The organism is Dyadobacter endophyticus, assembly GCF_014641595.1.
Lineage (GTDB): Bacteria > Bacteroidota > Bacteroidia > Cytophagales > Spirosomataceae > Dyadobacter > Dyadobacter endophyticus.
Genome location: NZ_BMIA01000002.1, coordinates 375,948 through 392,231 on the forward strand (window position 1 = coordinate 375,948; position 16,284 = coordinate 392,231).

At 50.1% G+C, this 16,284-nt stretch carries 15 protein-coding genes; 6 read left to right on the forward strand and 9 right to left on the reverse strand.

The genetic code is table 11. From position 1 onward, the window contains the following. Positions 1–12 precede the first annotated feature (12 nt). Together IEY24_RS13705 and IEY24_RS13710 are read right to left on the reverse strand one after the other, a co-directional pair. Positions 13–1,053, reverse strand: coding sequence for an alpha/beta hydrolase (locus tag IEY24_RS13705; RefSeq protein WP_188932936.1), 1,041 nt, complete (start codon positions 1,051–1,053; stop codon positions 13–15). A 70-nt stretch (positions 1,054–1,123) separates the two neighbouring features. Further along, positions 1,124–2,005: a pirin family protein gene (locus IEY24_RS13710; protein ID WP_188932938.1), complete on the reverse strand. Its 882-nt coding sequence runs from the start codon at positions 2,003–2,005 to the stop codon at positions 1,124–1,126. A gap of 298 nt (positions 2,006–2,303) precedes the next feature. Between IEY24_RS13710 and IEY24_RS13715 the strand changes: the two genes are divergently transcribed. Further along, a complete protein-coding gene (locus tag IEY24_RS13715; RefSeq protein ID WP_188932940.1) occupies positions 2,304–2,798 on the forward strand; it encodes a GNAT family N-acetyltransferase in 495 nt (164 codons plus the stop codon). Between the two features lie 19 nt (positions 2,799–2,817). Here IEY24_RS13715 and IEY24_RS13720 read toward each other — a convergent pair whose 3' ends face one another. Continuing rightward, a complete protein-coding gene (locus IEY24_RS13720) occupies positions 2,818–3,504 on the reverse strand; it encodes a VirB8 family type IV secretion system protein (RefSeq protein WP_188932942.1) in 687 nt (228 codons plus the stop codon). A gap of 235 nt (positions 3,505–3,739) precedes the next feature. On the opposite strand from IEY24_RS13720, the gene IEY24_RS13725 reads away from it, so the two are divergent. Beyond that, a complete protein-coding gene (locus tag IEY24_RS13725) occupies positions 3,740–4,645 on the forward strand; it encodes an NmrA family NAD(P)-binding protein (RefSeq protein WP_188932944.1) in 906 nt (301 codons plus the stop codon). On the opposite strand, the gene IEY24_RS13730 is transcribed toward IEY24_RS13725, so the two are convergent. From IEY24_RS13730 to IEY24_RS13740, 3 genes are all read right to left on the reverse strand, one after another. Continuing rightward, positions 4,646–5,431 (reverse strand): alpha/beta fold hydrolase, encoded by a 786-nt coding sequence (locus tag IEY24_RS13730; protein WP_188932946.1) that lies wholly within the window; start codon positions 5,429–5,431, stop codon positions 4,646–4,648. A gap of 65 nt (positions 5,432–5,496) precedes the next feature. Further along, positions 5,497–5,967, reverse strand: coding sequence for an SRPBCC domain-containing protein (locus IEY24_RS13735; RefSeq protein WP_188932952.1), 471 nt, complete (start codon positions 5,965–5,967; stop codon positions 5,497–5,499). After that, positions 5,957–6,289 (reverse strand): ArsR/SmtB family transcription factor, encoded by a 333-nt coding sequence (locus IEY24_RS13740; RefSeq protein ID WP_188932954.1) that lies wholly within the window; start codon positions 6,287–6,289, stop codon positions 5,957–5,959. The genes IEY24_RS13735 and IEY24_RS13740 overlap by 11 nt, the downstream gene beginning before the upstream one ends. Before the next feature lie 218 nt (positions 6,290–6,507). Here IEY24_RS13740 and IEY24_RS13745 point away from each other — a divergent pair, with 218 nt between their 5' ends. Next, positions 6,508–6,936 (forward strand): VOC family protein, encoded by a 429-nt coding sequence (locus IEY24_RS13745; RefSeq protein WP_188932955.1) that lies wholly within the window; start codon positions 6,508–6,510, stop codon positions 6,934–6,936. Between the two features lie 71 nt (positions 6,937–7,007). On the opposite strand, the gene IEY24_RS13750 is transcribed toward IEY24_RS13745, so the two are convergent. Beyond that, on the reverse strand, positions 7,008–8,111 hold the full coding sequence (locus IEY24_RS13750; protein ID WP_188932956.1) for a S41 family peptidase: 1,104 nt from the start codon (positions 8,109–8,111) through the stop codon (positions 7,008–7,010). Between the two features lie 109 nt (positions 8,112–8,220). Here IEY24_RS13750 and IEY24_RS13755 point away from each other — a divergent pair, with 109 nt between their 5' ends. Both IEY24_RS13755 and IEY24_RS13760 read left to right on the forward strand, forming a co-directional pair. Continuing rightward, the gene (locus IEY24_RS13755; RefSeq protein WP_188932957.1) at positions 8,221–8,985 is read left to right on the forward strand and encodes a LytR/AlgR family response regulator transcription factor; all 765 of its coding nucleotides are present in this window, start codon (positions 8,221–8,223) and stop codon (positions 8,983–8,985) included. Between the two features lie 208 nt (positions 8,986–9,193). Then, positions 9,194–10,351: a sensor histidine kinase gene (locus IEY24_RS13760; RefSeq protein ID WP_188932958.1), complete on the forward strand. Its 1,158-nt coding sequence runs from the start codon at positions 9,194–9,196 to the stop codon at positions 10,349–10,351. Positions 10,352–10,356: 5 nt separating this feature from the next. On the opposite strand, the gene IEY24_RS13765 is transcribed toward IEY24_RS13760, so the two are convergent. Beyond that, positions 10,357–11,769 (reverse strand): carboxylesterase family protein, encoded by a 1,413-nt coding sequence (locus tag IEY24_RS13765; RefSeq protein ID WP_188932959.1) that lies wholly within the window; start codon positions 11,767–11,769, stop codon positions 10,357–10,359. 231 nt (positions 11,770–12,000) lie between these two features. On the opposite strand from IEY24_RS13765, the gene IEY24_RS13770 reads away from it, so the two are divergent. After that, entirely contained in the window at positions 12,001–13,428 is a 1,428-nt protein-coding gene (locus tag IEY24_RS13770) for a TlpA family protein disulfide reductase (RefSeq protein WP_188932960.1), read from the forward strand. Positions 13,429–13,441: 13 nt separating this feature from the next. Here the strand turns inward: IEY24_RS13770 and IEY24_RS13775 are convergent, their stop codons facing one another. Continuing rightward, the gene (locus tag IEY24_RS13775) at positions 13,442–16,270 is read right to left on the reverse strand and encodes a vWA domain-containing protein (RefSeq protein WP_188932962.1); all 2,829 of its coding nucleotides are present in this window, start codon (positions 16,268–16,270) and stop codon (positions 13,442–13,444) included. Between the last annotated feature and the right edge of the window lie 14 nt (positions 16,271–16,284).

Below are 16,284 nucleotides of genomic sequence, written 5' to 3' on the forward strand. Positions count from 1 at the left end.
AATCGCCGGATGCTATTTCGTTGCCAGATTTTTCGAAAAGAAAGGCAGCATCTTCGTCTCGATCCGCTCGCCTATCTTATTGATATGATCGCCCTGATATTCTTCATAAGTATGCTCGATCTTGTAATTATCGAGGACCTGGTGCAGGATCTTTATATTGGAAGCAATAGGCTGGTCGCGATCACCTGCGTCAAAACCAATGCCCTTCATTTGTTTTAAATTAGTAATGTACTGATCGATATTGGAAAGCGGCATATTGGCATTCCACTTGATTTCAGAGGCGGGATTTAGCTTCCCATTTTCAACGATCGGATCGGTGTAGAAAGGTGGACGAGCGGGATTCGGCGACCACGCAGCGGCATAAGCCAGGGCAGCTTTGGTCATAAAATCCGCCTTCGCAATGTCGTCAGGCATTTTCACCGCCTCTATCTTGGCGAGTGCATCGGCAGACCGCGGATTGCCCGGTGCCAGGCAACATGGGCTCAGAAGATAAATGCTCGAAAATATTTCGGGATGCCTTTCGCCGATACGGATCGTGCCGTAGCCACCCATCGAATGGCCCGCCAGGCCGCGGCTTGCGGCTTTAGAAATGGTCCTGTAATGCTGGTCGATATACGCGACGAGTTCCCTGGACACAAAATCCTCCCAGTTCCCCGCGGTGATCGAATTGGAATAATAACTGCCGCCACTGCGCGTAAAAGCATTCGGCGTTACGATGATCATCTCCTGAGCCTGACCGGATTCGAATACTTTGTCAACAATCACAGGCAGGTTGATCCAGTGTTTCACAAACCCATACCATTGCGCGTCGGTATCCGTAAAGCCGTGCAGCAAATACACTACCGGGTAGCGGCGCTTCGACTCCTTTTTATAGCTGGGCGGCAAATACACCGACACATCCGGATCGGCAGGGTTACCTTCCAGATTGCCTTCCAACGATTTTCCATGGACTTTAAACCGCTCCACCGATCCTTTCAATGAAGATTGCGCAAATCCAACAACAGGCGCGAGCAGGATCACAAACAAAAGGGCGGCTAATCTTTCTCTTTTCATTACAGGTCAGGTTTGAATGTGCCCCAAATTAAGAAAGATTAGCCACCCGTTAAAGCGCATTGGATACGGATCAGTAACTAAACCGTTGTCCTTCCGGCAAAGTCGACACGTGCCTCATTTTCCCATGGCGGAAATCACTGTAAAGCTCCTTGATTTCCTCCTGATGGTCTGAAATGAAAGGGCCGTGCGAGACAATCTCGTCGTGCTGCGGCTCGCCCGCGTACAACACCACGCGTGCACCTTCCGCGCCCGCCGCGAGGGTCAGCTCGCTTGCCTCTCTCGCCGAACCCCTGCTCAACCAACCTATCTGATTGGCTGTCAACATCTTCCCTTCATCACCAACCATCACATCGCCCTCAATCACATATAAAAACGCATTGTACGATGCTGGCAACGATTCGGTAAGCTTTGCGCCTGGCTGCAACCGGATGTCGGCAACGATGAGCGGCACATGGTTTTTGACGGGCGAATGCAGGCCTGCAAACGCGCCGCTGTACAAAACCGTTTTCACACCTTTCTTTTCAGATACCGGCGCATTTTCAAATGACAGGTCTTGCACCCTCGGTGCCGTCCAGCGATCCGCTTTCGGCAGGTTCAACCACATTTGCAGCAGCCGCATTCTTGACCTCCCTTCAATCGTCTCCGTATGTACGATGCCGCTACCGGCGGTCATTATTTGAAAATCCCCCTGCTTCATCATATGCGTTTCGTCCCCGATTTCGCCTTCAAGCAACAGCGAAACGGTTTCAAAGCCGGCGTGCGGATGCGGCCCTCCTACCGGCTCGTCGTCCTTTTTATCCAAAAAATCGTCCATCAGCAGAATGAACGGGTCACTATGTTCGAATTCGTGGTAAATCACCGCCCGGGCCGTGTGGTCAGGACCCAGAAATCCTGGTTGTGCAGGCGGTGTTTTGATACTGACTATATTTCTGATAAGGCCTTGATTTTCCATGATCTGTTTTTGCTTTCCATTTGACGAGACCATTTGCGGTCCCATTTAGTAAACAATAACAGTCCGTCTACCATCCATTTTATCCCGCTATACATTTGGTTAGTGGTACAGCAGAATGGCAAATTGTTACTCCGTCACAGACGAATAAATTGGCAAAAACTTGTCCACAAACGCAAAAATCTGGCAAACGGCCAAATTCTTTCTGTCAACTTTTTGTTAAAATGAGTGACAGGGCTGTAAAATCCGGCTGCACAGCCCCAGGCCATGTATCCGATTAAGAATCCAATTACACTTCACAATGCAATTTTATTCAGAACGTTTACGATACGAAAAATTCACTCCCGACCATTTTGAAGACTATTTCCGGCTGGTATCGCAGCAGGATGTGATGGTGCACATCAGCGGCACCGGGCTCGACGTGGAAGGTGCCCGCAAAAGATTTGAAAGGTCCCTCCGCGCCGACGGGCAGCAGAGCGAGATGGGTTTTGTGGCGGTTTATGAAAAGGCCAGCGATTCATATGTAGGTTTGGGCAAAATCGTGCCTTTCGAGGATGGTTTTACCGAAATCGGCTATGCATTACTGCCCGACTTCTGGGGGAAAGGCTACGCCTCGGAAATCACCCGCAGGCTCGTCGCTTACGCTCGTGAATGTGGCAGTGTCGAATCGCTCGTGGCGCTGGTTGCGCCCGAAAACCAGGCTTCCATCAACGTCCTCACCAAGCAACAATTCCGCTTTTTCAGAGAAGTACCCGAGGGCGACGTGGTGCGCCATGATTACATCCTGGATTTGTAGCGATACAAATAGCCGTGCGCTATTTTCTCGTTTTTTGCTTCTTGCTCGTATTAGTATATACGTTCATACCGCCCGTTTGGTAAGTCCCGGCAGGTAGTTTGTTCAAAAAAGCAAGGAAAGAAGTCGCTAGTTCGAGCTTGGCTTCTACCTCTTTTACGAAATTGTCGACCGCTTCGGCTTGCTTCAATCTGTACCGTTGCGACGATGGTTCCCAATAGCTTTTGAATGAATAAGTAGAAGGGCCACTGTGTTCGATGAGGTAACTGACACCATCGGCACCAAGCGGCCATCCGGCAATATCCCGTTCGCTCGGGATCGACGCAACGGAGTACTTTTTAAATGCCTCATAAACAGCCAGTGCCTGGGATTGACTCATGGGTTTTGTCTTGAATAGCAACTCCTTACCCTCCGGCCCACCCGACGGCACAACCTGTTTTGTGAAAAAGTATTGCTGTCCCCCGAAAGTTTTGAGATCTGCGGAAATTACTTCCACTGACCAGCTTTCATTTGAAATCCGGAGCAAAAAACTGTCCCTGAAAACCAGCGGATCTCTCATTTTCATACGGACAATCCGTTCGCGCTGGATCTTGTAATGGCCTGTCGTATCGCCGGATTTGTGAAGTGGAACCGACACTGATTTCACCTGCCCGTTGACGTCGATGGCGAATAACAATGCAAGCAAACCCGATAGTAATCCAAGCTTCATATATTCCGAATATTTTTCAACAAATTCGAAAACATCGGTTACAAAAGCAATTCTTGCCTGCAATAAAAAACTTGACCACGACAACGCGGCAGATGCCGGTTGAAAAGTCATGTCAGACGGTCGAACGACCACGGAAAGGCCAATACCTCTCCTTTTCTATTTCGGTTGGCATAATTGTTTCTGCATACCTAATCAATTTCCAACCATCATACACATGCACAGAAATTGACATCAAATGACTGTACAACAACACATTACACACCAAACCATCGTAGTTGCCGGGGCGACGGGGCACTTGGGAACGTTAATCATAAAAGAACTCCTCTCACGGCATGCGCATGTGAAGGCGCTCGTGCGAAGGGACACACCTTTTTCGAAAACGGCGCCGCTGGAAAAAGCGGGGGCGGTCATTATTCCAGTCGATTATCAGAACACCGTCACCCTCACCGAGGCACTCCGGGACGCACAATGCGTGGTTTCGGCCTTGTCGGGTTTGCGCGATGTGATCGTGGGAGCCCAATCCGATCTGTTGATAGCCGCCCTGAATGCAGGCGTACCACGGTTTATCCCCTCTGATTATTGCATTGATTATTTCAAACTTCCCGATGGCTCCAACCGTAACCTCGACCTGCGCCGAGAGTTCGCTTTGATGCTCGACAACACGCCAATCCACGCTACGTCCATTCTGAACGGCATGTTTACCGACCTGCTGAAAAACCAGGCCCCGCTGATCCTCCCCAACTTGAACCGCGTGATTTACTGGGGTAATGCCGACCAGCCCATGGATTTTACAACAATGGCCAACACAGCAGCATTCACCGCCGCTGCTGCGCTCGACTCGCAGGCGCCGCGCTTTTTGCGCATTGCGGGCGAAGTAGCGACGATTCGCAACTTGCAGCGAGCCGCCAGCCAGGCTTATGGGAAAGAGTTTCGTTTATGGAGGCTCGGCGGATTGGGGATGCTGGCGACGATGATTGGCATCATCCGCACCATAGCACCTGCCAGGGACGAAGTGTTTCCGCCCTGGCAGGGTATGCAGTACCTTCACAACATGCTCAGCGGCTTGCCGAAGTTGGAACCATTGGATAACGCGCGCTATCCGGAAATTAAATGGACAAGGGTTCGGGAGGTGTTGGGGTAATTAGTTTCCTTCCAGGAATTCCTTTACGAGCTTCGCCGTGATTTCCGGCTGCTTGCTACCGGCTTTCACAGTGCAGATTTCACCCAGTAATGCGCCGTGCACGCCGGGAAGGACCACCAGTTCCGCGTTCGGGATCAGCCTGGATATTTCGACAATATGCTCGGTTTTGATCACATCTTTGTCGCCCGTCATGATGAGCGCGGGGGCTTGTATGCGCGTGAGGTCGCTTTGAGGCCAGTCGGCGAAGGTGCGCCGGCGTTCACGATCTTTGTTGAACATCGTTTGCAGGCCCTTCGGATCAGGATTTACTTTGAGATAATGCTCCTTCAACGGTGCAGGCATATTGTCGAGCGAAGCATTATCCATCATTTCAAAAAAGCCGTCGATCATCCCTGAGCGGGTGTAGTTGGAGGCTACGACGATAATCTTGTTGATCAGTTCCGGATGGCGCCCGGCCAGCTGCATTGTCGTGCAACCACCGTCGCTGAAACCGAGGACATTGGCTTTTTTTACTTTCAAATGCGTAAGCAATGCTGCCACGTCGTCCGCATCCTGCTGAAACGATTCGGGCGCGTCACGGTCGCTCGTGCGCCCGTGAGCCTGCAATTCGACGGCGATGATCTTGCTGAATGCCGCGAGTTGGGGCAGGATATTACCAAACGACGTCTCGATCGTCGAGCCACCGCCGTGAATGAGCACCAGCGGAAGATCGCCGCTTCCGTAAATCTCATAATACATTTTCAGTCCATTCACGGGCGCATACCCGGTTGTTTTTAGCTGCTCCATTTTCGTTTGTTGTGCTTGAACGGATAAATTCAGCATTGCAAAGAGCAATGCGGCGACCAGCGCCCTCACGACTGCCGGGCCGTTTTCCGGCCTTCCAGGTATACCGACAGCTTTTCGACATTTTGTTTCAAGCCTTCGGATGCATTGTTCGATTTCACGATCCGGATCATCTGTTCCGCCGATTCGAACAGCATATGCCATCTCAAAAACGTCTCCTCGCCCTGCGCTTCAAACTCAACAGTAGTCAAGAAGCTGGGCGCAAAATGCTGATATACAATCTTCTTCAAGGGAACAACCTCCTTAAATATACTTCTGTTCTGATAATCTTTACCGTCGGGGCCGTGCATAACAAGCTCCCAAACGCCATCCGGCACGAGGTCCATCGTGGTGATCGTGTTGGTGAAACCATTGGGTCCCCACCATTTGGCAATATGTTCCGGCTGGGTCCACACTTCCCACACCAGCTCCACGGGTGCGTTCAGTTTACGGGTAATGATCAGTTCACGGTCGTGCGTGCTGCTTTTTTCATTTTCCATATCGCTCTTTTTTTAGTTGTTCCAAATAGGTTTCCAATGAATCCAGTTTGCTTTCCCAATGCTTTTTGTATTGTTCCACCCAGACCGACACCTCGTTGAGGCTATCCAACCGGGCTTCGCAAATGTGGTCCCGACCTTCTCTCCGGATAAAAATCAGCCCGCAGTCGCTCAGGATTTTGACGTGTAGGGAAATGGCCTGCCGTGTAACATCAAATTGCTCGGCAATCGCATTTACATTCTGGGGCTGCTCAGCCAGCATACCGATGATCGCCCGGCGGGTAGGATCGGCAATGGCCTGATATACATCTCTTCGTGCTTTCATAACATGCAAGTATTTACTTGCAAATATATATGCAAGTATTTACTTGCGCAATATTTATTTGTTAATTTTGAAGTCTGGAAAAAAGCGTTTCAATTTGTCGCACCAGCCCCCTATGAATGTCCTTTTTAGGGAGCATACATCATGCCGCAAGGGTATACATTTGCATCAGTCAACAAATCTAAAAATCAAGTCCAATCACCTTTTTAAATCTTTTAGCTATGCCTAAAATCAATCCTTACCTCAACTTCGACGGAACTGCCGAAGAGGCCTTCACTTTCTACAAATCCGTTTTTGGCGGTGAATTTCGCGGCGTTCACAAAATGGACGGCACACCAGGCTCAGAAAATTTGCCCGAAAACGAAAGAAACCGGATTATGCACATCGCTTTGCCCGTCGGCGACGAATTGCTGATGGCCTCGGACATTATGCCTTCCATGGGCCATACCCTCGCCGTAGGCAACAACAATTATATTTCCATTTTCACCGACAGCCGCGAGCAGGCCGACGAGTATTTTAACGGCCTCTCGGCAGGCGGCGCTATCGAAATGCCGATGGAAGACCAGTTCTGGGGCGACTACTTCGGTGCTTTTAAAGATAAATTCGGTGTAAACTGGATGATCAACTTCCCGGCGCAACAAGGCGCATAATGTACAGTTGTAATGACGAAAGGCCGGTTTCCGAAGCTACGGACCGGCCTTTTTCTATTTAAATCTCTTATTTACTTTACTGCATTGTCCCTTTTGGCGTAGTAGCGCTGTACAAACCTTACCCAATCCTTCTCGCTCGCGGGAATGCGCACATCGGGCGCAAAGCCCACATGATCGATGCGAAACTCCCTTACCCACCCATTGCGGCCCCAAGGCACAGCCAGGTTGAACGTCCCGTCGCAGAGATCGAAATTCTGATCCGAGCCGTAATCCATCACACCATGCGAGTTGGTCCCGAAAAGGGTTACTTTTTTGCTTTGTTTGCCTTCATAAATAAAAAACTCCGTAGCGCTGCCGCAGCCTTTGTCGATCAGGAAGGCGATGTGCTGTGGATAGGCATTCGGAGCAATATCATAGGCACGCTGCAAATCTTCACCGTCGTTCATAAGCTTGCCTGGATTCTCCTTCACAGCCTTCAACAGCCGCTTTGCTCTTCCATAGTAAGGGTTAGCCGTATCCTTTTGTGATTTCAGCTCTTTTTCCATAGAGGCAATGTATTCGGTGCTCGACCGGTAATCCCAGGACGGATAGACAATCGGATTTGTATAAATCAGCTTAGCCATTTCGTCGGACGTACTTGTGTTGCCGCCGCCGTTACCGCGCAGGTCGAAGATTAAATGCGGTGTTTTAGCGAGTAATGCCTTATTAGCAATCAGGATACTATCGATTTTACCTACCTCCCGCTGATCGAACGCGGCGAGTTTCAGGTACAAAAAATCCTTATTCAATTGTTTGAATTCAACCAGGTCTGTACGCCCGGCATTCGCTTGCATTGCGCTGACGCCCTTTTTTCTCCATCCCTGCCAGATGATAAAAACGTGGCTGTCCTTGAAGAATGACGTATAATCTTGCAGGATTTTGAGGCATTCGCCTTCCGTTTTGGCTCTGGGTGCACGGGCACGGACGTCTTTCAACAACTTATCATATTGCGGGCGGTTTCCGGTGGTAACCTTGTCGTCGAAGCCGGCGTAGATGCGGGTTACCTTGTCGATAGCCTGCTCGACCGCTCCCTGGCAGCCGCATTCGGCGTTCAGCGGCTTCTGTTCCCCGTTATCACTTTGCGCGAAAGCCGTTTGGCACAGCAGGACGAGGATGCAAATTTTGATGAGATGCATAGATTTGATAGCGTTCTAATGATGTAACTGTTTTTGATTAAAAAGAAAAGGTTTGCTACTTTCATGCGGTTACCGTCGGCCGTGATCGGTAACAAAACCTGATTTCAACATGTCTAACACGCTTCGCTGCGCCATTATCGAGGATGAACCACTGGCGCAGGAACTGCTCGAAAAGTATGTCCGCCGCATTTCGTTCCTGGAATTGGCCGGAACGTTCGACGACGCCGTTACCGCATTCACGGAGCTGCCCGCTTTGGCCCCGCAGATTGTTTTTCTGGACATCAACATGCCCGAAATGAACGGCATCGAGTTCCTGAAAGCATTGCCCGCTCCGCATCCGGTGGTGGTGATGACCACCGCCAATCCCAACCACGCCCTCGATGGCTTCGACCTCGGCGTGGCCGATTACTTGATGAAACCCATTACTTTCGACCGGTTCCTGAAAGCGATCGGCCGCATTCGTGAACGATTTCCCGTGTCCGTCAATGCGCCGGCTCCGGCCGCTGTTGCGGCGACTCTTCCGCAGCGGGAGGCTCTCATGGCAGAACCTGGCTTTGCCTACTTCAAAACCGACAAGCGCACGGAGCAGGTACTTTACGCGGACATTGAATACGCGGAAGCATTGGGAGACTACCTGCGCATTTTTCTGCCCGGCCGCAACATTGTGACCCACCTGACGATCAAGAAACTGCTCGAAATCCTTCCCGCGGAACATTTTATTCGCACCCATCGATCGCATATCGTCCAAATCCGGCATATCCGTAGTACCGAGGGCAACATGCTGTTTCTTTCTTCCGGCAAAGAACTTCTCATCGGCCCCAGCTACCGCGACGAGGTCCGGAATGTGATGCGAAAGTGGCTGGCGAATGGCTGACATCGTTGCGTGCTGTTTGTGTCGATTGAATACAGCAGCGAAAATAGGCGACCGTCATGCGGCCGCTAAATTTATTCGGTGAAGTCACACAGGTTTTCGGTAAACATGTGTTTTGCATTTTCATCGAAAATCGTGCAGTGTTTGTCGAAACAAAGCAACGGATCGTTTCAAAACCGGGTATTTTAGTTTGGCATTCAAAAATTCACTCATGGTACAACGCCTGCTGGCCATTCTTACCGACGAAAAACGTTACCGGGGTTTCACCCGCCTGGCATTCCACGGCCTACTGATCGTCGGGATATTCCTGCTGATATTTTCCGCTTATATTCCCTGGTTCCTTTATCCGGCCGCCCCGCTGAATTTCGAATTCATGACCTATGCGGGTCCGATCCTACGGGATTCGCTTTGCGTGATCGTGCAGTATTATATGCTCGTGTACCTCGTGAAGCATTACGCGCCCAGGCCGCTTGTGCTCGTACCGGGGCTGGCGGTCTATTACTTCGTGCTTTTCACATGCTACTATTATGCATCGTATGCTGTAAAGCACTATTTCGGCCTGCCCGACGATTATACGGGTTCCCTTAACCATTTCGAAAGGATGCCATTCTGGAAAGCGCTGTCCCATCCGGCTACCTTTTTCCATTTGATGTTTATCATTGAAAGAGCATTTTACCCGCTCGCGGCACGGCTACTCATTGAAATCTACCGCAGGCAAGTCCGAAACCTTCGTTTGGAAAAACAATACACGCGCCTTGAACTCGATTTCCTGAAAAGCCAGATCAACCCGCATTTCCTTTTTAATGTACTGAACAGCGTTTACGCGCTCACAGAGGAGGATAACCCACGTGCGGCGCGCATTGTGGAGCAGCTGTCGGGTATGATGCGCTATTCATTATACGAAACCTCAGGCACGCTCGTTCAGCTTGACAAGGAGTTGACGTTCATCCGGGATTACATCGGGCTGGAACAGCTGCGGACCGCCAAACGGCTCCAACTGGAAGCAGTTTTCCCCGAACAGGTTGATGACCGCCTGCAAATTGCACCGTTCATTCTCATCACTTTTGTAGAAAACGCTTTCAAACACGGCGTGCATAATACGACACGAAAATCGTGGGTAAAACTGGATTTGACCTTGACTAACGATTCATTAACGATGATCATCAGCAACCAGAAAACAGAGAATGCACCGGAACAAACTGGCGGAATTGGCCTCGTGAATGTGAGAAAACGCCTTGGAGCATTGTACCCCGGCCACGAACTCACCGTTCGCGAGGAGGCTGGGGCCTATCATATTTATTTAAAAATCAGACTTACAAAAACCGTCCGGGCAAGTGACACACAGCGACACCCGCATGCGGTCGCCTGACAATGCTATTCCTTATGCTGGGCGAACATCCATTCCATGATGTCCTCCCGCTTGACATTATCCCATATTCCATGCCCGGCATACTCATACTCGGTGTATTTGGGATGGCCGCCGGCTTTGCGGATCGCAGCGATCATATCGCGTGAATGCGCGACGGGTGCCAGCTTATCGCGCGCGCCGTGGAAAGCCCATATCGGCACATTAACAAGTCTCGGCCCGTATTGGGGATCGCCTCCGCCACAAATGGGGATCGCCGCGGCGAACATTTCGGGATGCGCGCTGATAAAATGCCAGGAACCATAACCACCCCCGGAAATGCCCGTGACATATATACGTTTACGGTCGATCGGCAAACGGCCCTGCAACTGCCGGATCGTCCTGAAAACGAGCGAATCCACACTGGCGTTACCATATGCGCCACTAAAACCCATTCCCTTCGGGCATTGCGGCATGAATACAAATGCAGGGTACTTCGTCCTGGTGGGCAACTCCATCAGAAACGGCGCAGGATCGGCCGATAGCTGCTGCATATTGTCCTTCCCATGCGCGCCCCCGTGATGCAGGCACACGATCAGCGGATATTGTTTGGTGGAATCGTAATCGAGCGGGTTGAGCAGACGGTAATGCAGCGAATCACCACTTTTATCTACAAAATGATAGGACTCCATGGCCTTCGAGCGACGTAAGTCGGTTATCGACGGCTTAAAAGGCATACTGTACCGAAACGCTTCCACCGAAAAGTTGAACCCCAAAAACAGCAACCCAACGAATGCCGCCAGCTTAACAAGCGCGGGAATGGTTTGGGCCGGCACATTATCGGTAACTGTGAGCCGTTTGTTTTCAAGCCGAAAATGAATGACAAAACAAACCGGCGCGAGGCTTCCAAGGAGTGAAATCCACCTGCTAACCTTGTCGATCAACAGTTTTGTGCTGCCTTCGCTTGTCTGAAAATAGAGAACGAACGTTGCGGCCAACAAAACCTCGATGAATACCGTAACGATACCACTTAGCCGCAACCATCGCTTCTCCCCAGCTTTTGTGAACACGAGGCTCAACCCCCAAAGCATAGCCGTCCCAAAAAGGAAAAAAGCTACCGCATGATAATGCTCCTGATAGAATACCCGCAACTCACGGTTCAGGATCAACGCATAGTGGAAAAATACAGCCAGGGTCGAAACCACACACGCGACCGCCGCCAGCCGGTAACTGTTGTGCCAAAGGTAACGGACCAACGCCGCATTGGTAACCGCGATCACGAACAGAACCAGCCACATCCACGAATTAAACGATTCCAGACCCATCATCTGAGATCCGATAATCACCAGCGCCCCGGACTGAATGAGCGCCATGATGCATGAGATGGACAGGAAGAAAATCATGAAGGAATAAAATTCCCTACTCAGTGGCTTGGTATTCATGAGCGCAGGCGTTTCGTGAAGGATCAATTATCGGTATTCCAATAAAGAAAACTTCCGCAACGATTCCCTTTCCTGTTACACGATCGGCTGCTTCCCCGTTTGGATGGCAATTGGTTTATTAACAATAAATCACCTTTTAATAATGCAACTGCAACGGTTTTGCCATTTAATTACGTAATTGATTTTATATACATTCCCAACAATCGTTCACCTTAAAACATATTGACAGCTATGAAAAATACCGGTCTAAAAATATTTCAATTGATTTTAATAGCTGTTGGTTTTCTACCGGCAAAGTCGTTGGCCCAAACATCTTTTACCGATACGCCGGCTGATTACTATAACCGTTTTACCAATTCTACCCAGGGAGATCTGAACGAAGCCTCTGCATTATTCTGTATCCGGAAACTCGCTGCGGATAAGAAGGCCATCCAGTTACTGGAAGATCTCATACACAATAGTTATGCACAGGCGGTGATCAACAGTCCTTTTCCTTCCGGGACGGACAGTGCGGCAAGCAGGCAACAACGGAGGGTACACGACTTTAACAAGAGCCTTTTGATCAAGATCATAGCCGACACGAACAAAGTCCTTACACATACAATCCAGCCACTTTTTCTCTATTCAAATATCGAAAGTGCGGCCGGCGACAACGCCAAACTTGCCAGCTTGACTGAGCGATTTATCGCGGAAGAATTGTCGGCCCAGGACATCTATTCAAACCGCGCCGGGCGATATGGCTTAATGATTTATGGAAAGATCAGTTCAATTCCCGAGTTAAAACCACTATCCGAAAAGCTTTTGCAGGTTTTATATAATCACCTCGAAAAAGGACAGATTGCGGATCTGGAAGCGCCCGATCTCTACAAAGCGGAAAAGCGTGCCTGGTTCAGGTATCTTTATGCGTATGCAAATTATGTTCGATCAGAAAACGAAAGTGATTTCAATAAAAAGAAGGCGCACCTTAAAAAAGCATTTGAGTATAGCCCCGATTTGGCAGACAACAATCACAAATCAGCTTATTTCTATGATATGCATTTTGTTTTAAATGAAAATAAAGAATCGTTCCGTGAAGACTACCTTGAATTCCTAACCAACCATACTTCCGATCAGAACGATGTACTTTCTACTTTGCTACAAATCACATTACAACAGCCGGAATATAAAGAAAAGCTCAAAACGGCTTACGGCAAAGCAAAAGGTAATGATGAAGGTTTTGCGAAATACTGGATAGAAAATGTGAATCAATATGGAAAAACGGCGCCTCCAATTTCCCTATCTATGCTCGACAAATCGAAATTTTTGAGCAAAGCAGGAACCGGGAAATGGCTTTTGGTCGATTTTTGGGGAACCTGGTGTGGCCCGTGCCGTTCCGAGCACCCGGCTTTGCAGAAATTCTATGACTCCATTATCAAAACCAATCCCGATAAAATTACGCTGCTGACCATCGCATGCCGTGATACGGAAGCAGAAGTGAACAGTTACATAAATGAGAAGAAATTTTCGTTCCCGGTTGCGATGTCCGACAATCAGATCGAAAAAACTTATAAAGTGCCCGGCTACCCTACGAAGCTGCTCGTGACCCCGGAGGGGAAATACATTCCTGTTCCTTTCGGCTCGGATTGGATCAGTTTCGTGAAGCATTACACCGATCTCTGACGCATTTCGGGCATTACTTGCCGACTAGTTTCTTCGCCTGGGCTTCCAGGATCAGTTGCAGGTCCGCGCTTGAATCCGTTACGTGCGCGTAGGAGCCCATGCCAAGTTCGCTCAGTTTTTTCAGCTTTTGCCCGGTATGCTCATTGCGCCCGAAGGTGAAAACACTGAGGTACACATCCTGACGCGCATTCTGGCGGATCATGTCCACCACCTCGTCGCTTACGGGAAACTCCCCGTCGGTGGCGAGCACGATGCGGTTGTTACCAGCGCGGATATATTGTTTGTTGGCGGTTTTGTAGGCGAGTTTAATGCCCTCGTTGCCGTCCGTATCGCCATCAGATTGCAGCAGATCGATCATTCTGGAAATTTCCGATGCTTTCGCGCCCGAAGTTGGTTTGAGTACCACCCTGGCCTTGCCGGAATAGAGCACGATCGAAATCATGTCCTCAGGCCGAACCAGCGTCAGCAGCGACTTAATAGAGCGTTTTAGCAGCGGCAGTTTATAAGGCGAGTTCATCGACGACGACACATCGAGCAGCAGCACCATATTGTTCGGTGCGAAACCGTCGAGCGAGCGGGTAACGTTCTGCAACTGCGTATTACGGTCGACGTACACCGTATCCACGCGCACGCGCTCCACGTATACAGTGTCACGCGCCGCTTGTGCAACGGGGGCGCCTGTGGGTACAGGCCCGGGGGCGCCTTCGTTAGTGAGCGGGCGCACATCCTCACGCGCGGGAGGCTGGGGCACGGCTGCCACCTCAGCATTGTTTGTTTGAATTTGCGCCGTGTTTTCGACCGGCTTCTCCACCTTCGGTTTTTCGACTTTCGGCTCTTCCACTTTCGTCGGCGACGCGACAGGTTTCTGGATCGTCGTGCGCCGGAACGCGAAGACATCGGGTTGGTTAATGGTTTTCAAAAGCCCGGCCTTCGATAGCTCTATAAAATTGTTGTATTCGTAAACCAGCTCATTGTTATAGAAGTAGTAAAACGATTCGTAGGGATGCGCCGCATAACCCGAAGTTTCCGGCTTGTATTGCTGTATTTTCTCCGCAAACCTCCCCGCATTGGCACCCAGATCTTCATAAGGCGTGTACGGACAAAGCCCGTTGTTCCGGCCATAGCGTTGGAGCCCCTTCATATTTTTGTACTCATCGGCGATCAATTGACGGCTGTGGGCTTCCAGCTCACCCGTTTCGGGGAGTTTGGATGCTTCGCCTTTCAGGAAGTCGCGCATGCCGAACATTGCATCGTGGCCATTGTCCATGGTTTTCAGCATGGCATTTCCGGCAATGTACCAGGAACTGGCCGGTGTTGCATTGGGGTAGCTTTCGTAGATGTGGCGAATGTCGTTATAGAGTTGCTCTTTCTTTTGATCGAGTATATCAAACAGCACGAGGTAACGGTTGAGAATGGCGTCTGAGCGTTTGAGCTGGTCTTGCAGGTATTGCTTTTCGGAGGTATAGCGGATCAGCTCGATGCTAAGACCGTCCATTTCCTGTAAAATATTCATCAAAACCTCCGTCTGACCGGTTACCGACTTGCGGTAAGGCTCCGGAATGGTCGTACTGGCGCTCAGCAGCAAGGTATACTCGGAAGTAGGAAGTTTAAATTCCTCGTGCGAATAGCTGAGATTGGCCCGCTTTTGCGCCTTCGCGGGATCGCGGTAGTACTCCGCCGAGCCCTGGTAATTCCGAACGATCATTTGCAGCAAATGCATTTGCCGAAGCGATTGGTTGATCCAGTCTACATATTGATTCAAGGTCCTGATCAATGCCGCATTTGCCGGTGCCGATGCCTTTTTCACATTCAGCGGCTGAAAAGATTTGTCCTGAAAAGGCGGCGTTGTTTTGGGAGAAACAGCCACATCATCGCGGCGCACAGCCTTCATGACCGGGCTGAAAAACGGATAATTCAGCAGCAAATGTCCTGGCTTGCTATACCCGACAAATGCCTTGTAGAATTCCAGCATATCATGGTTAAACTGCTCCACCAGCGATAAATACACCGCGTTGCCATGCGCTGCCGACTGCTGCGCGGCAAAATTATGATCGTCCAGCGCGCGCCGTTTGATGTCCTGCATCGAAGCCAGCGCCGATTTGAATGTGCCCACCATATCCGAAGCCGGATATTGCAGCTGCGAAGCCGTATTGCCAATCGTTGCCAATGCTTTTTCGTCGTCGAGCATACTTTGGCGAACCAGGGCTACCGGCCATTCCGTTTTTGTCTCTTCATTTAAATAGTATGGCAATGCGTCCAGCAAACGCTGCTGGGCAGCGATTACCTCGCCCATCGCTTTTTCAGTTATTAAGTATGGATCGGTCGCCGGGCGATTTTGAACGCCCGTATAAACCTGCCTGACTTGCGTATACAATGCATTTTTATCCTGTGCATAGCGTTCAAAAAGCGACTGCATTTCCGCAACGAGCGCCTCCGATTTTTTCAGGTTATCGCGTTCGTAGTCCTTCAAACGCACGTAAGTTTCGAGTGCTTTGCAGGTTTCATCGAGCTTATTGAGCACTTGCCAGACGTTTTCCAGGCCGGTATTCAATTGCTTCCGTTTCCCCGCCTCCACGCCGAGGCCGCCGAGCGCCTTTTTGTAATAATATTCTTCCAATGGCCCCGACGACGGCAAACGCAATCCATAATCCGCGTTTTTACGGTAGCGGGTCACGTCTTCCTGATAGGCAGCGAGCATTTTGAACCGGTGGATCACCATCTCCGACGACTCGCTCAGAAATTCGATGTAATGGTTCAGTGAAGTCTGCGGCGCCTCCTGCTGGGCGGCAACCGGACTGATAATGAATGCGAAAAGGATGATCAGGATGGAGAATCGCCTCATACGTATCTTCTTGG